Source organism: Vreelandella sp. V005, from assembly GCF_052645115.1.
This window is the reverse complement of the sequence record NZ_JBQXYA010000013.1, coordinates 24,053-45,416: the sequence shown is the minus strand read 5'-3', so window position 1 is coordinate 45,416 and position 21,364 is coordinate 24,053. Positions and strand designations below refer to the sequence as shown.

Genomic DNA, 21,364 nt, shown 5'->3' with positions numbered 1-21,364 from the left:
AGGTTCAAACGAATTCACTGTGATACTTCGAAAAGTATCGATATGTTCGCTTGCCTTGATATTTAGTGATTTGTCACTAACATCAGCAAGCGCCCACATGAATTACCTGATCAAATTGTTAAAGAGCGGTTTTCGCTGCGGTGGCTCCGTGAGCTACCCGGCTGGCCGTTGACTTGGCTTGCCTCAGCGAGGAAGGCGTATTCTACGCATTTCCTGGTGGTTGTCAATCTGCAATTTTCGTTATCGATACAACCCTGATACGAAATCGCTAACTCTTTGACAAACCAAGGCTTTTACACCTTATGCACCGCTGGTAACGCCTAGCGTCCCCGGCAGCGGATGCGTACTTTACGGATTCGCTGTCGGGTTGGCAAGGGGTTGTTGAAAATAAGTATGAAAACAGCCCGAAAAGGTTAGCTCTTGGGTTTTGCTTTGCGCATAGCGGCGAGAACCGGGCCTGAAGCGACGTAGGTACCAAACAGCAGTAACAGCATTACTGAAGGTTCGACAGAGATCAGTACGAAGGCTAGTACGATGGCTAACAGCACAACAAAAGGTACCGGCTTCTTAAAGTCGAGATCCTTGAAGCTGTAGTAGCGGATATTACTCACCATCAGCACACCTGCCGCAGCGACGACTACCAACATCAGTAGTTTGAAACCAAAAGCATCCGCATCAAAACTGTGGAAGGTCCAAACACTTGCGGCGACTAAAGCAGCTGCCGAGGGGCTGGGTAGACCAATAAACCATTTCTTATCGACGCTGCCAATCTGGACATTAAAGCGCGCAAGACGCAGTGCCGCGCATGCCACATAGAGAAAGGCCACCACCCAGCCCGTCTTACCAATGTCTTGAAGAATCCAGGTAAAGGCAACTAAAGCGGGTGCCATACCAAAGGAAATCATGTCAGCCAAGCTATCGTACTCGGCGCCAAACTCACTTTGCGTATTGGTCATTCGTGCTACACGGCCATCCAAACCATCCAGCACCATGGCGATGAAGATCGCGACGGCTGCCGAGGTAAACTCACCGTTAATACCGGCAACCACGGCAAAAAAGCCAGCAAACAGTGCCGAGGTAGTAAATAAGTTGGGCAGTAAATAGATACCTTTACGGCGAATTTTTTTGCCGTCTTCTACCGCCTCCTCCACCACTTCGGTTTCGCGCAAGAAAGCGGTCGCCAAATCTTCATTGCCGCCTACTTCTGAACGATCAGCGCCACTGGGCTGCTCTGAGCCTTTGGGGTCTGGGCTTGCCTGACCTGATGTTGACTGATCTGAGCCTGAATGCTCTTGATCGCGAGCGTCCTGTGTCATAGGTTTCATCCATTAAAAGTGAAGTCACGGGAACAGTGATCGCCTTCATTCTACACGGTGAATGCCACTCAGCCAGTCAATTGCTATATTCGTATCCTACAGGCTGCCAGCGTCAGCGAGTTTTAGTCAGCTAACACAAAAAAGCGCCGCTCCCGGAAAGAAGCGACGCTTATGCTTGCCTTGAAGTGCTGGCAGTAAAGGCTAGGTACTTTAAAGATAGGTACTTTTGTATTTAGAGCGACAAGACCTTATCGCCGCGGGCAATACCTGAAACCCCAGTACGCGCGACCTCCAAAATACCGACCGGCGCCATGGCTTGCAGGAATGCATCCAGCTTGCCCGCATCGCCGGTAATCTGCACCGTATATAGGCTTGGCGTGACATCGACGATCTGCGCGCGGAAGATATCTACCGTGCGTTTCACTTCATCGCGGGCGGCCCCTAATGCCTTCACTTTCACCAACATCAGCTCGCGTTCGATATGGTTACCTTCGGTGAGATCCACCAACTTCACCACATCGATCAGCTTATTGAGATGTTTGGTAATCTGCTCAATTACCCGGTCATCACCCACGGTGGTGACCGTAAGGCGCGATAGCGACGGGTCTTCAGTAGGCGCTACGTTAAGCGTTTCGATGTTGAAATTACGCTGGGAGAACAACCCGACTACACGTGACAGCGCACCCGGTTCGTTTTCTAGCAGAATCGAGATGATATGACGCATCAGGTACGCTCCGTTTTAGACAGCAGCATGTCGCGCATAGCGCCTAACGGCACCTGCATCGGATAGACGTGCTCAAAGGGGTCGACCTTCACGTCAAGGAACACTAGTTCGTGCTTATCAGCAAACGCACGCTCTAGCGCGGGCTCCAACTCGTCAAGCGTATTGACGGTAATGGCCTTAAACCCGTACGCCTCAATGAGCATATGAAAATCGGGAAGCGACTCCATATACGAATGTGCATGGCGGGACTTGTAGTTCAAGTCTTGCCACTGGCGCACCATTCCTAAGGACGCATTGTTCAAGTTGACGATCTTGACGCCCACGCCGTACTGCTTACAGGTGGAGAGTTCCTGCATCATCATCTGGAAACTGCCTTCACCGGTGACGCACACCACATCGTCATCCGGGAAGTTCTGCTTGATACCCATGGCCGCTGGGAAACCAAACCCCATGGTGCCCAAACCGCCGGAGGTAATTAGCCGGTTGGGCTTGTCGAACTTGTAGTACTGGGCGGCAAACATCTGATGCTGGCCAACGTCGGTGGTCACATAGGCTTCGCCGCGTGTGACCCGACACAGCGCTTCAATCACTTCCTGAGGTTTGAGCGCCTCACCCGGCTTGGAGGGCTCATACAACTTCCCTTCGCGGTCGGCGCGCCAGCCGTCAATTTTTTCCCACCACTCAGTCAGTGCTTCGGGATGGGCAATTTTATGCCCCTGTACCAAACTAATCATCTCATTGATAACGCTCGAAGCCGGGCCCACGATCGGCACATCGGCACGTACCGTTTTAGAAATCGAACTCGGATCAACATCTACATGAATGATCTTGGCAGTGGGGCAGAACTTCGACGTACTGTTGGTCACGCGGTCATCAAAGCGCGCCCCGATAGCAATAATCAGGTCGGCGTGATGCATGGCCATATTCGACTCATAAGAGCCGTGCATGCCCAGCCAGCCTAAACACTGCCGATCGCTCTGCGGATACGCGCCGATGCCCATCAGCGTGGTGGTAATCGGGTGACCCAACTGTTTGACCAGATCAGTGAGGCCTTCGCTGGCTTTACCTGTGACCACACCGCCGCCGGTATAAAACACCGGGCGCTTGGCCTTCAGCATCATCTCGACAGCTTTTTTGATCTGACCGGTATGGCCACGCGTGACCGGGTTGTACGAACGTAGCTTTACCTTTTTCGGGTAGACGTATTCGTAGCGCTCGGTAGGAGCAGTCATATCTTTGGGGATATCGACCACTACCGGGCCGGGGCGACCGGTCGAGGCTAGGTAAAACGCCTTTTTCAGCACTTCCGGGATTTCAGAAGGATGGCGGATCGAGAAGCTGTGCTTCACGATCGGGCGTGTCACGCCGACAATATCGGTTTCCTGGAAGGCATCTTCACCGATCAGGTGGCTGGCCACTTGGCCACACAGCACCACCATGGGAATGGAGTCCATGTAGGCGGTGGCAATACCGGTAACGGCATTCGTAGCACCTGGGCCTGAGGTGACGAGCACACAGCCCGCCTTACCCGAGGCACGGGCATAGCCGTCGGCCGCATGAGTAGCCGCTTGTTCATGACGCACCAGAATGTGCTTCACTTTGTCCTGGCGGAAGAGTGCATCGTAAATATGCAGCGCTGCACCGCCCGGGTAACCATAAATGTATTCGATGCCCTCATCTTGCAAGAAGCGGGCGATCATATCTGCGCCGGAAAGCAGTTCCACTGTATTTCTCCCCTGGAGGTCTCGAGTGCGATCCGCGCCAACACGGCACGGTGTCGAGTGCGGCGGTATGCCGCTGCCGGCCCATGCCGGCACCTGATGCCAAACCCTGGCAAGTGGCCCGGTTAGGGCCTGCACTCTCATCGGGAACGCTGATTTATGTCAACATAAAGCAGTCATTCCCTTTCACGGCGGTTCACCGTGTCGGGGCGTTGGCCAGGTTGAGCGGTTAGCTCAAGCCCGGAAGTCCTTCGGCGGGTAGAGGCCTTCGCCTACCCTTCACGCGGGAAGTAGGGGTTGCCCGTTGAGTCCGCGCCCGCAAATCAGGAACCGACAAGATTCCATTAGCGCCCTCAGCCTGTCAACCTCCGATCAGGCCAAACGCAACAAACGTCGCAGGAAGCCATTAAAAAAGCCCCACTAGCAACACTAGCAGGGCTTTTTCTCTATTCAATTGCGCAAAGTGAGAACCTTCACGATTAGCTGAACACGAGCTTGCCCTCTTCTGCGGTGATATGGATGGTATCACCAGGAGTAAATTTCCCCCCCAGCAGGTCTTGCGCCAGCGGATTCTCAATACGGCTTTGAATGGCTCGCTTGAGAGGCCGCGCCCCATACACCGGATCGAAGCCGACGACCGCCAGTTGCGCCATCGCTTCAGGGCTTACCTCAAGTTTCAGGTCGTGCTCAGCAAGGCGTAGCTTCAAGCGCTCCAACTGAATACCCGCAATTGCCTGGATCTGCTCTTGGCCGAGTGCGTGGAATACAACGACTTCATCGATGCGGTTAATGAGCTCAGGCCGGAAGTGATTGCCCACCACTTCCATGACCATATTTTTCATGACCTCATAGTCCTGACCTTCGTCACCACTAGGATCACCGCCCATGCGCTGAATAATGTCCGAGCCCATGTTGGAAGTCATCACGATGACGGTATTGCGGAAGTCCACGGTGCGCCCCTGGCCATCGGTTAAGCGGCCATCTTCCAACACCTGCAACAAGATATTGAAGACATCCGGGTGTGCTTTCTCTACTTCATCCAGCAGCAGCACGGAGTAGGGCTTGCGCCGCACGGCCTCGGTTAAGTAGCCTCCCTCTTCGTACCCTACGTAGCCAGGGGGCGCACCGATCAAGCGAGCCACGGAGTGCTTCTCCATAAACTCCGACATATCGATGCGCACCATCGCCTCTTCGGTATCGAACAGGAAGTTGGCTAGCGACTTACAAAGCTCTGTTTTGCCCACCCCGGTGGGGCCGAGGAACAGAAATGAACCGTTGGGGCGGTTAGGATCGGAAAGTCCCGCTCGTGAACGACGCACCGCATTGGCGACCGCTTCGACAGCTTCATCCTGACCAATCACCCGCTCATGCAGCGCCTCCTCCATGCGCAATAGTTTGTCGCGTTCGCCTTCCAGCATTTTTGAGACGGGGATGCCCGTCCAGCGTGAGACGACTTCCGCGATTTCCTCTTCAGTCACGTTAGAGCGAAGTAACTGGTGGCTTGAGGTATCTGCTTCACCCTCACTGCTTTCGGCAATCTTCTTTTCCAGTTCGGGAATTTTTCCGTACTGAATTTCCGACATCCTTCCTAGATCGCCTTGTCGACGCGCCTGCTCAAGGTCAATACGCGCCTGCTCCAGGTCGGCTTTAAACTGAGCCGCTCCCTGAATACTGGCCTTTTCCGCTTTCCAGATTTCATCCAGGTTGGCGTATTCGCGCTCTAGCTCATGAATCTGATTATTGAGTGCTTCCAGGCGCTTTTTGGTGGCTTCGTCGGTCTCTTTTTTGAGCGCTTCACGCTCCATCTTCAATTGGATCAAGCGTCGATCCAGGCGATCCATCTCTTCGGGCTTAGAGTCAAGCTCCATACGAATCCGCGATGCTGCTTCGTCGATCAGGTCAATGGCCTTATCGGGCAATTGGCGATCCGTGATGTAGCGCGTTGAGAGCTTAGCCGCGGCAATGATCGCTGAGTCGGTGATATCCACTCCATGGTGAACTTCGTAGCGCTCTTTCAGGCCGCGTAGAATCGCCACGGTGTCCTCTTCGGTAGGCTCATCCACCAGCACTTTTTGGAAGCGGCGTTCAAGGGCAGCGTCTTTCTCGATGTACTTGCGGTATTCGTCCAGCGTCGTGGCGCCCACGCAGTGCAGCTCACCCCGAGCCAGGGCGGGCTTAAGCATATTGCCTGCATCCATCGCACCTTCGGCTTTGCCAGCGCCGACCATGGTGTGCAGCTCATCGATAAACAGGATCACCCGCCCCTCTTCCTGAGAGAGCTCTTTGAGTACCGCTTTCAAACGCTCTTCAAACTCGCCGCGAAACTTGGCGCCAGCAAGCAGCGAGCCCATATCCAGCGAAAGCACGCGCTTCTCTTTTAAGCCTTCAGGCACTTCACCGTTAACGATGCGCTGAGCCAGCCCCTCGACAATAGCGGTTTTACCCACGCCCGGCTCACCAATTAACACCGGGTTATTCTTGGTGCGCCGTTGCAACACTTGGATAGTGCGGCGGATTTCATCGTCACGGCCAATCACCGGGTCGAGCTTGCCATCCAGCGCGCGCTGGGTAAGATCCATGGTGTACTTATTGAGCGCTTCGCGCTGATCTTCAGCATTGGCGTCGTCGACAGTAGCACCACCGCGCAGGCTGTTAATGGCGGCTTCGAGGGATTTACGGTTTATCCCCGCCTCTTTAAGCAGTTTGGTAATCGCCGAATTCATTTCCAGCGCCGCCAGCAGTACCAACTCACTGGCGATAAACTGATCGCCGCGCTTCTGCGCTTCGCGATCGGTTAAGTTAAAGAGCTTGATAAAATCCCGTGACGGCTGCACTTCACCATCAAACTGGCCTACCTTGGGAAGGTTTTCGAGCTGCTGCATCAACCCATCACGTAAACGCGAGGGGCTGCCCTCGGCTTTTTCAATTAAGGCTTTAATACCGGTGTCTTTGGTATCGAGCAGGGCCAGCAGCAAGTGAGCGGGATCTAACTGATTATGGCCGCGACCAACGGCCAACGACTGCGCTTCGGCAATCGCACTTTGGAGCTTAGCGGTGAATTTATCAAAACGCATGAAATTCCTCCTGGGGGTGCCGTGCGTTTGGACGCACCGCGTTACCCGACAACCTGTCATTGAACGTGCTAAATCACGATTAGCTTGACAAGTTAAATGGCGTCAATTCCATGCTTTTCAAGAGGAGAGACAGCAAACCGAGGGTTTACTTGATCCAGATCACGCTCGCCATACGGCCGGTTTTACCGCCATCGCGACGGTAGGAGTAGAAGCGCGACTCGCAGGCAGTGCAAAAATGACCTCCACTAATATTATTCACCCCTAGCGCTTCCAAACGAAACCGCGCCAGTCGGTACAAGTCGGCCATGTAATGGCCCAGCCGGTAGGGGCTATGGTCAAAGGCGTCGGCGGTGTCAGGATGCACGGCGACAAAAGCACCGTAGACTTCCGGGCCAACCTCAAACTGCGCGTTGGAAATCGCCGGACCAAGCCACACCAAGATGTCGTCAGGATCGGTGTTCATCGCTGCAATCGTCGCTTCCAGCACACCACCGGCTAAGCCGCGCCACCCCGCATGTGCGACGGCTACCTGCGTACCGGTCCGGTTGCACAGCATCACGGGCAAACAGTCCGCGGTGAGCACGACACAGGCGTACTCGTTGGACGTGGCAATGGCAGCATCTGCATCGGCGGCATTGGGCTCAAATACCTGCTGCACTCTCGCGCCATGGGTTTGGTTAAGCCACAGTAGCGGCCGCTCATCGCCGATCTCTTTTTGCAGTAAGCGGCGACACAGCGCGACATGATCAGGGTTATCGCCAACATGGGCCGCCGTATTAAAGGCCGCAAAATCACCCTGGCTTGGACCTGACTCCCGTGTGGTGACAAAGGCATGTACATTCGCTGGCGCAGGCCAGTCAGGCACTAGAAGCGTCGGCTGCAAATTAATGGCATCGCTCATCGCATTGTCTCGCTGTCTTCGCGCAGGTAATCCAATAACATTAGCAAATCATCAGGCAGATCAACCTGAAAAGTCATGTTTTCGCCACTCACCGGATGCTTGAATATTAATTTTCGTGCATGCAGCGCCTGGCGGGGAAACTCGCGCAAGATCTCTTTTAATGGCTCGGCGGCACCGGGCGGCAGCTTGGCGCGACCGCCATACAAAGGATCACCAATCAACGGATAACGGGCATGGGCCATGTGCACCCGAATTTGGTGAGTGCGCCCTGTTTCAAGTTTGCAGCGAACATGAGTGTGGGCACGGAAACGTTCAACCACGCGAAAATGGGTAACCGCCGGCTTGCCCGATGTCGTCACCGCTTGGCGCTTACGGTCCTTAGGGTGACGACCGATCGGCGCGTCAATAGTGCTACCTGAGACCGGTTTACCAATCACCACGGCATCGTATTGGCGTGACACGCTGCGCGCCTGTAGCTGTGCGACCAGTGCCGTTTGAGCAGGCACCGTTTTTGCCACCATCATCAAGCCGGTAGTGTCTTTATCCAAGCGATGGACGATACCGGCTCGCGGTACTTCCGCAAGGGCGGGATGGTGATGGAGCAGCGCATTCAATAGCGTACCGTCAGGGTTGCCAGCGGCAGGATGTACCACCATACCGGCGGCTTTATTGATGACCATCACCGTGTCGTCTTCATAAACAACGTCGAGCGCAATGTCTTGCGCTTCAAAACGCGTATCGTCCTCAATGGTGGCCTGCAGTGCCAGCACTTCATCGCCATGTAGCTTGGCTTTCGGCTTGGCTTGCACGCCATCCACGGTTAATTCACCGGCATTTATCCACGCTTTTAAGCGTTCACGTGAGTAATCGCTGAACAACTCCGCCGCCGCTTGGTCTAATCGCGCACCGGCCAATGTGGCGGGCACACGCTGCGTGTCTTCAACTATTCGAGACATGAAAAACCTCTTTAAAGCGCAAAAAAACTAACCCCAGCATGGTAAAAACAATATTGACGACGCCTGACAAAGCGTCGCTAAGCCTGCGTTTTATGCCGAGGTGTTTTATAGTGGGCGGACTGCGACCTATTCTACCATTTCTACTTATGGCCATCGCCGCTTTTTGGTGATTGAGGCTTGTTTGCAACGAGGATGATGATGCGCGTTTTTTCAGCTGCCAACCGCTTTGGTGCTCTAGCCCTAAGCCTAGCCCTTTTAGCGGGCTGTGCGAATAACGACACCAGGGAAGAAGAGGAAGATGAATTTGCTGGGGTTCAGGAGCGCGAGCTCTATGAATTGGCCCGCACAGCCCTCGACAGCAACCGCTATCCGATTGCGATAGAGCGATTAGAAGCGCTCGATACCCGCTACCCTTTTGGCGCCCATGCTGAGCAGGCACAGCTTGAACTGATCTATGCCTACTATGAAAACAGCGACTGGGAAGAGGCCCGGGCAGCGGCCAGCCGCTTTATTCGCCTTCATCCCGACCACCCCCAGGTAGACTACGCCTACTATCTTCGCGGCCTTTCAGCTTGGCAAGCGGGACGTTTCAGCTTAGAGCGCCTGCGCCTAATCGACATCTCCAAGCGCGACTTGGGCGCCTCGCGAGATGCATATAATGACTTCCGCGAGCTGATCCAGCGTTATCCGCAGAGTGAATATGCGCCTGATGCTCAGCAGCGTATTGTCTACCTGCGTGAATTGATGGCTCGCCATGAGCTACATGTCGCCGATTATTACCTGCGCCGTGGCGCCTACCTGGCCGCCGTTGAGCGTGGTCGCTGGGTCATCGAAAACTATCCTGAATCCAATGCCACCCGGGATGCCCTAGCCACCATGGTGGAAGGCTATCAAGGGTTGGACATGGAAGATCGCGCCAATGAGGTGCTAGCGGTATTACGTGAAAACGCGCCCGACCATGAGCAGTTAGAAGGCAGTCGCTTTGTGCCCAAGCATTTGGGCCAAAATGATTAAGGAGGCACGTGAATTTCGCTGCTAAAAGCTGTACAAACGCTTCTTACTAAACCACGCCCCGGCGTGGTTTTTTATTGGTCATCAAGACAACTCTTTGACGACATGGTCAAAATCCAATAACAGAAATATTGTACAAAAAATATTTTCCTATTCAATTATTGTACAACAAGCTATGATTTGCTCGTCTTACATAATAAAGCGTCTAAAAGACGCCTGAGGGAGCAATTGATGCCACTTTTTAACGCCCGTTCCAGCAATACCAAAATCAGCACCCGCTTAGCGATAGGGTTTTCTGCCCTACTTGGGTTAATAATCTTGTTAACCACCGTCGGAATTTACCAAGTCAACCAAATTGATCGCAGCCTCACTACCATCAACGATGTCAACGGCACCAAACAAAGGTTTGCGGTGGATTGGCGTGGCAGCGTGCACGATCGCGCTATCGTATTACGAGACATCGTCATTACTTCAGGCAATGGCAACCTGGGGTCACTAGAGAGCGAGATACAGCGTCTTCGGGATGCTTACAGCGTGGCAGAAACCGGTATGCAGCAGGTGACCAGCGAACATGCTGGCAGTCCGCAAGAGCAGCAAATCGTGAGTAGTATTAACGACCAAGCCGCCATCACACGTGCTTTAACCGAGCAGGTCATCGCCGCCCGTCAAGCGGATGAGTATGAGCGTGCTCAAACGCTGCTGCTCGAACAAGCAGGTCCTGCTTATACCGAGTGGTTAAATCGTATTAATCAGTTTATCGATCTTCAGCAAACGCTAAACAATGCAACCACGGCGACCGCGCGCGATACCGCCTCCGGCTTTCAAATGCAGATGCTGGGTTTGACGCTGTTTGCCCTGCTGGTAGGCGGTTTGATCGCGGTATTTTTATCCCGTCAGCTATTGCGGGAATTGGGTGCTGAACCCCACCAGGTTAAAGCGTTTGCAGAAGCCATTGGGCGTGGTGAGCTGAACAGCCAAGGACGCCTCAAGGTGGGTGATACCCGTAGCATCATGGCCTCCCAGGTGGCGATGGCGAATCAGCTTCAGAGCATTGTGACCCAGGTGCGCGCATCGGCTGAAGCAGTGGCTAGTAATAGCGAGCAAATTGCCGAAGGCAATAATGACCTATCCTCACGGACTGAACAGCAGGCAAGCGCACTAGCCGAGACGGCCTCGGCAATGGAACAGCTCAATAGCACTGTAAAACTTAACGCTGAAAACTCAGCGCAGGCCAGCCAAGAAGCGACCAGCGCTTCACATACCGCTACCCGTGGCGGAGAAGCGGTTCATCAAGTCGTGAATACAATGAACGACCTTAATAAAAGCTCGCAGGAAATTGCGGGGATCATCTCGACGATCGACGCAATTGCCTTTCAAACCAATATATTGGCGCTTAATGCCTCGGTCGAAGCTGCCCGCGCTGGCGAACATGGACGCGGCTTCGCGGTCGTTGCAGAGGAAGTCCGTCGATTAGCGCAGCGCAGCGCCGACGCTGCGCGTGAAATCAACACCCTGATTTCCAGTAATCTGGAGCGGGTTAATCATGGTAATGAGCGCGCCGAAGAAGCCAGTAAATCAACCGTTCAGATTGTGGCGGCCATTGAGCGTGTCACCAGTATTATGCAGGAGATCAGCCACGCCAGTGCCGAGCAGAGTACCGGGGTTCAAGAAGTGGGCAGAGCAGTGACAGAAATGGATCAGGTAACCCAGCAGAACGCTGCACTGGTACATGAGAGCGCGACTGCTGCCAATAACTTGCGTCAAAACGCGCACGCTTTGCTGCATGCCATGGAAGTCTTCAAACTGCCCAACAGCCACCAAAACGCCCAGGCGCCACGCAACGCATTGGCCCCTGGGCGGGTTCATTCAACGAACACGCTGAGCAAACTGCCTGCGGCCAAGTCGCAGCACGCCACGCCTGAGTGGGAAAGCTTTTAAGATAGCTTGTCCGTATCGTTGTTTATCGACCGCCATGCTTAATCACGCGCCGGGCTGCCAGCCACTCACAATCGGGTAGCGGCGATCCCGGCCAAACCCCCGCGGCGTCACCCGGACGCCGATGGGGGCTTGACGGCGTTTATACTCGCAACGGTCAACGAGCTTAACCACTTTATAAACGTCTTCCTCGTCAAAACCCGCGGCGATAATCGCCTCAGCGCTCATGTCGCCTTCAATGTAGCTGACCAAAATAGCGTCGAGCACATCGTAATCGGGTAAGGAGTCGCTATCTTGCTGATCGGGCGCCAGCTCGGCACTGGGTGGGCGCTCAATCACCCGCTCAGGAATGGCCGGTGATTGCGTGTTGCGCCAGCGGGCAAGGCGATAAACCCAGGTTTTATACACGTCTTTAATGGCATTGTAGCCACCCACCATATCGCCATATAGCGTGGCGTAACCCACCGCCATTTCGCTCTTGTTGCCGGTGGTCAGTACCATCAAGCCTTTCTTGTTGGAGATCGCCATCAATAGCACACCGCGACAGCGCGACTGCAGGTTCTCTTCGGTGGTATCGCGTTGCGTACCGGCAAAGCTTTCAGCCAGTGTGGTCATAAAGGCGTCGACCATGGGCTCAATGGGCATGATCTCGTAATGAACGCCGAGCATATCGGCCTGTTCTGCAGCGTCCTGTTTGGAAATATCCGCCGTGTAGTGATACGGCATCATCACCGCCTGCACCCGTTGAGGGCCTAGCGCATCCACCGCAATCGCCAGCGAAAGCGCTGAGTCGATACCGCCGGAAAGCCCCAGCACCACACCGTCGAAACCGCTTTTATTGACGTAATCACGCAGCCCGGTAACGAGCGCGCAGTAAAGGCTCTCTTCCGGTGCCACATCGGGGTCTATTTCACCGGGCTGAGGTTCCCACACCGTCGCGCTGGTTTGTAAAAACTGAACCGGCATCAGGCCAGCCTGCCAATACGGTGCCAGCACCTGAAGCTCACCGTTGGCGTTAACACAGCTGGAGCCCCCATCAAACACCAGTTCGTCTTGGCCGCCAATGGTATTCACGTACACAATCGGTCGTTTGACGTCTTGAGCATGCTGCTCCAACAACCGTAACCGCTCCGCGGGCTTATCTTGATGATAGGGCGAGGCATTCAGGCTAATCAGTATCTCCGCACCTGCTTCGGTGGCGGCTCTCACCGGGGCGCCATCCCACAAATCTTCACAAATCAACAGGCCCAGCTTGGCGCCTTTGTGCTCGTAAACCAGGGGTTCAGTGCCGGGCGTGAAGTAACGCTGTTCGTCAAAAACCTGATAGTTAGGCAGCGCTTGCTTAGCGTATTCGGCTTCCCACTGACCGTTGAAAAGCACCCCGGCCAAATTGTAGCAACGGCCTTCGCGAACCCCAGGGTAGCCAATAATCACCAGCACATCGCGGGCAACTTTCGATGCCATCAGAGCGCGGGCTTCACGCAGGCGGGTTTCCATCGAAGGGCGCAGCAGTAAATCTTCCGGCGGATAGCCCGACAAAAAAAGCTCAGGAAAGACAACAATATCTGCACCATGCTCGATCCGTGCTTCACGCACCGCCTCGATGGCGCGTGCGGCATTGCCAGGAATATCCCCGACCAGAGGATCGAGTTGGGCCATTACCAGCGTTAAGTCTTGCATGGGCGTTAAAATCTCTTGAGAATCTTTAAAATAGGGTGACACCGTCATACACGCATTGTCCCGCAAGGGCCGCCAACTGGCAAAGGCCATGCGTCTATCCCAAGCCTAGTTCCCTCATTCGGGAGACAAAATAAGGATGAACCTCTTGATCATTCGGTTGATTATCTTCGCCGTTGTATTTTATGCCGGTTTAAAGCTTTACGGCATCTATCGACAACGTAAGCTTGCGCATGAAGCACAGCATAAACAAGTCAACCGTCACGAAGGCGGTAAAATGGTGCGCTGCCGCTGGTGCGAAGTGCACGTACCTGAAGAGGAAGCGCTGCGCGACCACGAGCAGTGGTTCTGCTCCAGCGCCCATCGCGACCGCTTTTTACAAGAGCAGCAGGACAAAGACGAAACGCATTAAGCCTGAATAAGTCGTTCGGGCGTGGGCTGATAAGGCGCAGGGTCAATAAGCGGCTCGCGCTCAAGCAATTGATCCACCAATAGATGCGTCGATGCAGGTGCCAAAACCAAACCGTTTCGGTAGTGGCCTGCATTGACGAAGACGTTAGGCCATTCTTGAAGCGCACCAATAAACGGTAACCCCACAGGGGAACCGGGGCGTAATCCTGCCCATTGGTGTACCACCGGGCAGGTTGCCAACGCAGGCAGCATGGCTTCAGCGCTCTGTTTCAATGAAGCAAGGGCCGTTTCATCGGTGGTCTTATCAAACCCCGCTTCTTCCAATGTGGATCCGACCAACAGCAAACCGTCTGCCCGAGGGATGATATAACGCCCATCTTTCAGTACCACGCGCTGCAGAAGGCCTTGGGGGGCTTGGTAAGCGATCATCTGCCCTTTTACCGGCCGTACGGGTAGCCGCACCTTCAACTGCGCCAACAGCTGGGCAGCCCAGGCACCGCCACACACAATGATTCGCCCGGCCGTGATTGGCCCCTGTGCCGTCACCACTCCTTCGATGTTGCCTTCTTTTTGAAGAAAGCCACTGACCTCGCACTGCTCTTTCAGTGTTACCTGTGGCATAGCCGTTAGCCGTGCTTTTAACGCTTTGGCTAATCGTGGGTTGCGCACACTGCCCAGCGTTGGCATCCACAGCGCACTGTGGCCTGCCATTGCTACACCAGGTTCTTTAGTGTGAACGAAATCCGCCCCAACCCGTTCGAGCGGTTTACCCAACTGGCGCGCCCAACTTAGCGCCTCATCGGCATCATCGACGTTTAAGTAGAGCAGACCTCTTTGACGGTACTCGGGGTCGATGCCCGTCTCTTCTAATAACCGCAGTGCCAACGAGGGGTAAGCACCTTCCGACCAGCGTGAAAGCTGCGATATCGCCGCATCGTAGCGCCAGGGGTAGAGCGGAGAAACGATACCACCACCGGCCCAAGAGGCTTCTTTACCGCATTCGCCCCGTTCGACCAGCGTCACTTGCTGGCCGGCGTCAGCTAATTGCAGCGCCGTCATCATCCCCATCACGCCGCCGCCAATAATTAAGAAATCGCTCACAAGATTGTCCGTTTTGGCTTACATAAAAAAAGCGTTGTACCGCTTAGGGTGACCTATTAACCAAAGCGTGTTCGCGGTGGACAACGGACAGTGAGCATAGCGCGGGCAATAACAAGGTCAAGTGAGGAAGGCGATGAGCAACGGTCGTATCAACACACACATCCTGCCTGAAAGTGGTTTTACGCTACTTGAACTACTGATTACGCTGCTATTGGTGGGCATTATCGCCGCCTGGGGCTTGCCTAACTTTCAAGCACTAGGGGAACGCACCGCGCAGACTAGCGAAGTGAATCGCTTACAAAGCACTTTTTCGTTAGCACGAAATACAGCCATCAGCCAGCGTCGCCAAATCACGCTTTGCCCTGCTGATGAAGAGCGCAGGACCTGCGTTAGCGAATGGAGCGGTGCGCTTATGATCGTCAAGGGGGACAAAACAGATAACGTTAAAGCCGACGATATTTTGCGCATTATGCCTGCCGAGCAAGGCACCCAGGTCACGTATAGCCGGGGCTGGTCACGCATTCGCTACAGCCCGCTAGGGTACACGAGCGGTTATAACGGTAGCTTTAACGTTTGTTCGGGAAACAGCAGCCATGCTTCGCAGGGGAAAAAGCTGGTGCTTAGCCAGTTGGGGCGTTTGAGAATCGATGAAGCGCCTATTGATTGTTAGACGCTTCAAAGCAGAGGGCTAGGTTACCCGGCAATACCGTCCAAATAGCGCTCGGCATCCAACGCCGCCATGCAGCCGCTGCCCGCCGAGGTGATCGCTTGGCGATAGATATGATCCATGACATCGCCGCAGGCAAACACGCCGGGCACGCTGGTAGCGGTTGCATTACCTTCAAGGCCTGACGTCACCTTGATGTAGCCGCCGTTCATGGCTAACTGACCTTCAAAAATACCGGTATTGGGGCTGTGGCCGATGGCGATAAACAAACCAGGCGCATGGATCTCTTTACTCGTTCCATCCTGGGTGGATTTCACGCGCACCCCAGTGACGCCCGAGTTATCGCCAAGCACTTCCTCGACTTCCTGGAACCACTCCAGGGCGATCTTGCCCGCCTCAGCCTTCTCATGCAGTTTGTCCTGCAGGATCTTTTCTGCGCGCAGCGTATCCCGGCGGTGTACCAGGGTGACTTTGGAGGCAATGTTAGAAAGATAGAGGGCTTCTTCCACCGCAGTGTTACCGCCCCCAACTACAATGACTTCTTGATTACGATAGAAGAAGCCATCGCAGGTAGCGCAGGCCGACACCCCTTGGCCCATAAATTGCTGCTCGGTCGGCAACCCCAGGTAGCGTGCGCTGGCACCGGTGGCCACAATGAGGGCATCACAGGTATAAATGCCGCTGTCGCCTTTCAACGTGAAGGGTTTTTCGCCTAAGCTGACCTCATGGATATGATCAAACAGCACTTCCGTATTAAAGCGCTCCGCGTGCTGTTTCATACGCTCCATCAACTCGGGACCTTGAACGCCTTGAGCATCGCCCGGCCAGTTATCCACGTCGGTAGTAGTGGTCAGTTGGCCACCTGCCTGAATACCGGTAATCAGTAACGGTTTCAGGTTTGCCCGCGCGGCGTAAACGGCAGCGGTGTAGCCTGCCGGGCCGGATCCAAGAATAATCAAACGCTCATGACGAGTTTCCATGACACCACCTTGTAAAGATCTGACGGATAGCTGTGTAGAAGGCTTTATAAAAAATTAGGCACAGAGTCTGCCTGAAATGGTGCCAAGTACAAGCTATTGCAAGGTTTCGTCTACGCTATTAGGCGAAGAAACCTTGAAAGCCCGTGAGTAAACACCCATGTGTTATTACAAAATCAGCGTCATACTGAGGTAAGCCAAGCTAGGGTAATCAATACGACAGGAAGATCGTGACCGTCACGCTGGGGGCAACACTCAGCAATCAGAGGAGAGACACATGAGCAAGACACCCGACACGCTAAGTACCTTAGAGGTAGGCAGTAAAACGTACCACTACTACAGCCTACCTCAAGCGGCAGAGGCACTGGGCAGCATTGACCGGCTGCCCAAGACGCTCAAAATTCTACTCGAAAATCAGTTGCGCTTCGGCGATGACGAAAGCGTGGCTGAAGAAGACATGCAGGCGCTGGTCGACTGGCAGAAGGAAGGTAAATCCAGCCGTGAAATAGGCTACCGGCCAGCCCGCGTCTTAATGCAAGACTTCACTGGCGTTCCTGGCGTCGTGGATTTAGCCTCCATGCGCGCGGCGGTCGAAAGCCTTGGCGAAGACCCAGCGAAGATCAATCCGCTATCACCGGTCGACCTGGTCATTGACCACTCGGTCATGGTCGATAAGTTTGGTAACCCCGCCGCGTTTCAAGAGAACGTTGATATTGAAATGCAGCGTAACCGTGAGCGTTATGAGTTTCTGCGCTGGGGCCAGCAAGCGTTTGACAACTTTAGCGTAGTGCCCCCCGGCACCGGCATCTGCCACCAGGTCAATCTGGAATATCTAGGTAGAGCGGTATGGACCAAAGACGAAGATGGCAAAACGTTCGCTTACCCGGACACCCTTGTAGGCACTGACTCCCATACCACCATGATCAACGGCCTGGGCGTGCTTGGCTGGGGTGTGGGCGGTATCGAAGCCGAAGCAGCCATGCTTGGTCAGCCGGTATCCATGCTTATCCCAGAAGTCATTGGCTTCAAATTGACGGGCAAACTACGCGAAGGCATTACCGCCACGGACCTGGTACTGACCGTTACCGAAATGCTGCGTAAAAAAGGCGTTGTCGGTAAGTTTGTTGAGTTTTACGGCGACGGCTTGAAAGACCTCCCACTGGCGGATCGCGCGACGATTGCCAACATGGCGCCTGAATATGGCGCGACCTGCGGCTTCTTCCCGGTCGACGACGAAACGCTCAACTACATGCGCCTCACCGGGCGTGAAGATGAGCAAATCGCCCTCGTTGAAGCTTACAGCAAGGCCCAGGGCCTCTGGCGCGAGCCCAGCGATGAGCCGATCTTCACCGATGCCCTGGAACTGGACATGACTGAAGTGGAAGCCAGCCTGGCGGGCCCCAAACGCCCGCAAGACCGCGTTGCGCTTCAGGACATGGCAGCGGCTTTTGGCAAGTTTCTGCAGGAAGACAGCAAGGCCAAACCGACCGAAAAAGGCAAATTCTCCTCTGAAGGCGGCCAAACCGCGGTCGGCGTTGAACGTAGCTTCGAACATGATACGAGCCAGAACGTTAAACTCAAAGATCAGGACTTTAGCCTGGATCCCGGCGCGGTAGTGATTGCGGCCATTACGTCCTGTACCAACACTTCCAACCCAAGTGTGATGATGGCGGCGGGCCTGCTCGCGCGTAAAGCACGCGAAAAAGGCCTGACCACCCAGCCCTGGGTGAAGACGTCACTGGCCCCCGGTTCCAAAGTAGTCACCGACTATTTGGAAGCCGCTGGGCTCAACGATGACCTGGATGCACTGGGCTTCAACTTGGTCGGCTATGGGTGCACCACCTGTATCGGCAACTCAGGTCCGCTGCCTGATGAGATCGAGCAGGCCATTGACCAGGGTGACCTTGCCGTCGCATCCGTGCTTTCAGGCAACCGGAACTTCGAAGGCCGCGTTCACCCGCTGGTCAAAACCAACTGGCTGGCTTCACCGCCCCTGGTGGTTGCCTACGCCCTGGCCGGAAATGTTCAGCGCGACCTCACCAAGGACCCGATTGGCAAAGACAGCAGCGGCGAGCCGGTCTATCTAAAAGACATTTGGCCCACGCAAGCAGAAATCGCCAGCGCCGTTGAGAAGGTCAATACTGCGATGTTCCGTAAAGAGTACGGCGCGGTGTTTGAGGGTGATGAGGTCTGGAAAGCGATCGACGTTTCAGAGAGCAAGGTCTATCAGTGGCCGGAATCGACCTACATTCAGCACCCGCCTTTCTTTGAAGGCATGGGCCGTGAGCCGGATGCCATCGAAGATGTGCACGACGCCCGCGTGCTGGCGATGCTGGGTGACTCGGTCACCACTGACCATATCTCCCCGGCGGGCGCTATCAAGCCTGACAGCCCGGCTGGCCGCTACTTGCAAGAGCACGGTGTTAAACCGGTCGACTTCAACTCCTACGGCTCGCGCCGGGGTAACCACGAAGTCATGATGCGCGGCACCTTCGCCAATGTGCGGATCAAAAACGAGATGCTTGATGGCGTTGTCGGCGGTGAAACCCGCCACGTACCCAGCGGCGAACAGATGGCCATTTACGACGCGGCCATGAAGTACAAAGAGGAAGGCAAACCGCTGGTCGTGATCGCCGGTAAAGAGTATGGCACCGGCTCCTCACGGGACTGGGCGGCCAAAGGCACACGCCTGCTGGGCGTTCGCGCGGTGATCGCCGAATCCTTTGAGCGTATCCACCGCTCCAACCTGATCGGCATGGGCGTTGTACCGCTTCAGTTTGCCGAAGGCGAAAGCCGCCAATCGCTAGGATTAACCGGCGATGAAGAAATTTCAATTGCCGGTTTAAGTGATTTGACGCCGGGTGGTACCGTCAAGGTTGTGATCAAAAATGCTGATGGTGAACGTAGCGTTGATGCCAAGTGCCGAATTGACACGGTAAACGAGCTGGCTTACTACCGCCACGGTGGTATCCTTCACTACGTGCTGCGCAAGATGATCGGCGCAGCCTAACGGTAAAACCTACCAATGCTTGCTGCCCCCACCTCGGTGGGGGCTTTTTTTTGTTTAGAAAGCGCGGCGGCGATAGGTGCGGTAATCAGGTGACCAGGACGCCTTTTCAATCAACTCTCTTAGCGTCGTACCGCTGGTTTTCAGTGCCACGCCGTTCTGCTGCGCCTGTGCAGCCACTTCAAAGGCAATCGACTTACTGATATCACGAATGCGCCCCAGTGGGGGCAGTAGCGCGCCTTTGCCCTCTTTTACCAGCGGTGCTTCACGGGCTAGCGCGCGCGAAGCACTCATTAGCATCTCATCGGTCACGCGGGTCGCACTCGCAGCAATGACGCCTAAACCGATGCCTGGGAAGATATAGGCGTTATTGCACTGGGCAATCGGATAAGTGCGGCCGTTGTAAACCACCGGCGCGAAGGGGCTACCGGTGGCTACCAGCGCTTGGCCATCGGTCCAGCGGATAACATCTTCCGGCACCGCTTCCGCTTGCGAGGTCGGGTTGGAGAGGGGCATGATCACCGGATGCTCACAGCCCGCATGCATGGTGCGAACGACCTGCTCGGTGAAAATTCCGCGCTGGCCGCACACACCAATCAATACCGTTGGCTTGATCTGTGCAATCGTCTCCTCCAGGCCTTGGCCATTCCAGCCAACCATCAAGGAGGGGTCGTGGGCCAGACGGCGTTGGAAGTCGCGCTGCCATACCTGATCGCTGGTCATCAACCCATCTCGGTCGACGATGAAAATGCGGGCCCGGGCTTCGCTCTCGGTCAACCCTTCTGCTTCCATGGCCACCACCACCTGCTCGGCAATACCGCAGCCTGCCGAACCGCCGCCCACGAACACGACACGTTGCTGTGCAATGGTTTCTTCGCGCGCTTGGCAAGCGGCCATCAAGGTACCGACCACTACTGAAGCGGTACCCTGTACATCGTCGTTGAAGCAGCACAGGTCATCACGGTAACGCTCTAGCAACGGCACGGCGTTGGCCTGGGCAAAGTCCTCAAACTGTAGCAGTACGCTAGGCCAACGGCGCTTCACGGCGGCAATAAACTCTGCCATGAAGGCGTCATACTCTTCCTGCCCTACCCGCTCATGGCGCCAGCCCATGTACATCGGGTCATCCAACAGCGCTTTATTGTTAGTACCCACATCAATCATGATGGGTAGCGTGTAAGCAGGGCTGATGCCGCCACAGGCGGTATAAAGTGCCAGCTTGCCAATCGGAATGCCCATGCCCCCGATGCCTTGGTCGCCAAGCCCCAATATCCGCTCGCCATCCGTCACCACAATCACTTTGACGTTATCTTTAGTGGCGCTGCGCAGGATGTCGTCCATGTGCTCGCGATCCGGGTAGCTAATAAACAGACCGCGGTGATTACGGTAAATATTGGAGAATTCCTGGCACGCTTGACCGACCGTGGGGGTGTAAATAATCGGCAGCATTTCTTCCAAATGCTGAGACACCAAGCGGAAATAGAGGGTTTCGTTATCGTCTTGAATGGCGCGCAAATGGATGTGTTTTTCAAGATCGCTATGGCACTGCTGGTACTGGCGATACGCACGCTCTAGCTGGTCTTCAATGGTTTCCACTTTTTGGGGCAGCAAACCAATCAGGTTAAACGCCAAGCGCTCCTGTTGAGTAAACGCGCTGCCTTTGTTCAATAGCGGCATTTCGAGCAGAGAAGGACCGGCGTAAGGAAGGTATAGGGGGCGTTTACTCTGGGTAGTCATAAGCACTCTCTTTTTATGTCAATCACTGCTGCGATGCAGCAACATCGGGCGTTTGCGGCGTTTGAAGGTAATGTAACATGCTCCTGCTACAAAGGTAGAAGAGAGCGACAAGAAGAAATAAAAACGCCCCGGTTTAATGTATTTAAAAC

At 54.8% G+C, this 21,364-nt stretch carries 15 protein-coding genes; 5 read left to right on the top strand and 10 right to left on the bottom strand.

Annotated elements, in window-relative coordinates; translation table 11 throughout:
- Positions 1–413: 413 nt before the first annotated feature.
- The 6 genes from pssA to rluD all read right to left on the bottom strand — a co-directional run bounded on the left by pssA (position 414) and on the right by rluD (position 8,692).
- On the bottom strand, positions 414–1,325 hold the full coding sequence (gene pssA / locus ACUN8H_RS18530; protein ID WP_445533509.1) for a CDP-diacylglycerol--serine O-phosphatidyltransferase: 912 nt from the start codon (positions 1,323–1,325) through the stop codon (positions 414–416).
- A 223-nt stretch (positions 1,326–1,548) separates the two neighbouring features.
- A complete protein-coding gene (ilvN, locus tag ACUN8H_RS18525; protein WP_007113940.1) occupies positions 1,549–2,040 on the bottom strand; it encodes an acetolactate synthase small subunit in 492 nt (163 codons plus the stop codon).
- The gene (locus ACUN8H_RS18520; RefSeq protein ID WP_445533508.1) at positions 2,040–3,764 is read right to left on the bottom strand and encodes an acetolactate synthase 3 large subunit; all 1,725 of its coding nucleotides are present in this window, start codon (positions 3,762–3,764) and stop codon (positions 2,040–2,042) included. Before ACUN8H_RS18520 ends, ilvN begins: the two co-directional genes overlap by 1 nt.
- Positions 3,765–4,240: 476 nt before the next feature.
- Positions 4,241–6,835 carry an ATP-dependent chaperone ClpB gene (gene clpB, locus ACUN8H_RS18515; RefSeq protein WP_445533507.1) on the bottom strand — a complete coding sequence of 865 codons (2,595 nt, stop codon included), beginning with the start codon at positions 6,833–6,835 and terminating at the stop codon, positions 4,241–4,243.
- Positions 6,836–6,980: 145 nt separating this feature from the next.
- On the bottom strand, positions 6,981–7,736 hold the full coding sequence (gene pgeF / locus ACUN8H_RS18510) for a peptidoglycan editing factor PgeF (RefSeq protein ID WP_445533506.1): 756 nt from the start codon (positions 7,734–7,736) through the stop codon (positions 6,981–6,983).
- The gene (gene rluD / locus ACUN8H_RS18505; RefSeq protein WP_445533505.1) at positions 7,733–8,692 is read right to left on the bottom strand and encodes a 23S rRNA pseudouridine(1911/1915/1917) synthase RluD; all 960 of its coding nucleotides are present in this window, start codon (positions 8,690–8,692) and stop codon (positions 7,733–7,735) included. The genes pgeF and rluD overlap by 4 nt, the downstream gene beginning before the upstream one ends.
- Positions 8,693–8,890: 198 nt before the next feature.
- On the opposite strand from rluD, the gene ACUN8H_RS18500 reads away from it, so the two are divergent.
- Both ACUN8H_RS18500 and ACUN8H_RS18495 read left to right on the top strand, forming a co-directional pair.
- Positions 8,891–9,706: an outer membrane protein assembly factor BamD gene (locus ACUN8H_RS18500; RefSeq protein WP_445533504.1), complete on the top strand. Its 816-nt coding sequence runs from the start codon at positions 8,891–8,893 to the stop codon at positions 9,704–9,706.
- 228 nt (positions 9,707–9,934) lie between these two features.
- The gene (locus ACUN8H_RS18495; protein WP_445533503.1) at positions 9,935–11,641 is read left to right on the top strand and encodes a methyl-accepting chemotaxis protein; all 1,707 of its coding nucleotides are present in this window, start codon (positions 9,935–9,937) and stop codon (positions 11,639–11,641) included.
- Positions 11,642–11,683: 42 nt separating this feature from the next.
- On the opposite strand, the gene ACUN8H_RS18490 is transcribed toward ACUN8H_RS18495, so the two are convergent.
- A complete protein-coding gene (locus ACUN8H_RS18490; RefSeq protein WP_445533510.1) occupies positions 11,684–13,318 on the bottom strand; it encodes an NAD+ synthase in 1,635 nt (544 codons plus the stop codon).
- Positions 13,319–13,454: 136 nt separating this feature from the next.
- On the opposite strand from ACUN8H_RS18490, the gene ACUN8H_RS18485 reads away from it, so the two are divergent.
- Positions 13,455–13,727 carry a PP0621 family protein gene (locus ACUN8H_RS18485; RefSeq protein ID WP_445533502.1) on the top strand — a complete coding sequence of 91 codons (273 nt, stop codon included), beginning with the start codon at positions 13,455–13,457 and terminating at the stop codon, positions 13,725–13,727.
- Here the strand turns inward: ACUN8H_RS18485 and thiO are convergent.
- On the bottom strand, positions 13,724–14,827 hold the full coding sequence (gene thiO / locus ACUN8H_RS18480; protein WP_445533501.1) for a glycine oxidase ThiO: 1,104 nt from the start codon (positions 14,825–14,827) through the stop codon (positions 13,724–13,726). The genes ACUN8H_RS18485 and thiO overlap by 4 nt on opposite strands.
- A gap of 133 nt (positions 14,828–14,960) precedes the next feature.
- Between thiO and ACUN8H_RS18475 the strand changes: the two genes are divergently transcribed.
- A complete protein-coding gene (locus tag ACUN8H_RS18475; protein WP_445533500.1) occupies positions 14,961–15,497 on the top strand; it encodes a GspH/FimT family pseudopilin in 537 nt (178 codons plus the stop codon).
- Positions 15,498–15,520: 23 nt separating this feature from the next.
- Here ACUN8H_RS18475 and trxB read toward each other — a convergent pair whose 3' ends face one another.
- Positions 15,521–16,474, bottom strand: coding sequence for a thioredoxin-disulfide reductase (trxB, locus tag ACUN8H_RS18470; RefSeq protein WP_445533499.1), 954 nt, complete (start codon positions 16,472–16,474; stop codon positions 15,521–15,523).
- Between the two features lie 274 nt (positions 16,475–16,748).
- Between trxB and acnA the strand changes: the two genes are divergently transcribed.
- Entirely contained in the window at positions 16,749–19,481 is a 2,733-nt protein-coding gene (acnA, locus tag ACUN8H_RS18465) for an aconitate hydratase AcnA (protein WP_445533498.1), read from the top strand.
- Between the two features lie 54 nt (positions 19,482–19,535).
- Here acnA and ACUN8H_RS18460 read toward each other — a convergent pair whose 3' ends face one another.
- Positions 19,536–21,215, bottom strand: a complete 1,680-nt coding sequence (locus tag ACUN8H_RS18460) for an NAD-dependent malic enzyme (protein WP_445533497.1) — start codon at positions 21,213–21,215, stop codon at positions 19,536–19,538.
- Positions 21,216–21,364: the final 149 nt, after the last annotated feature.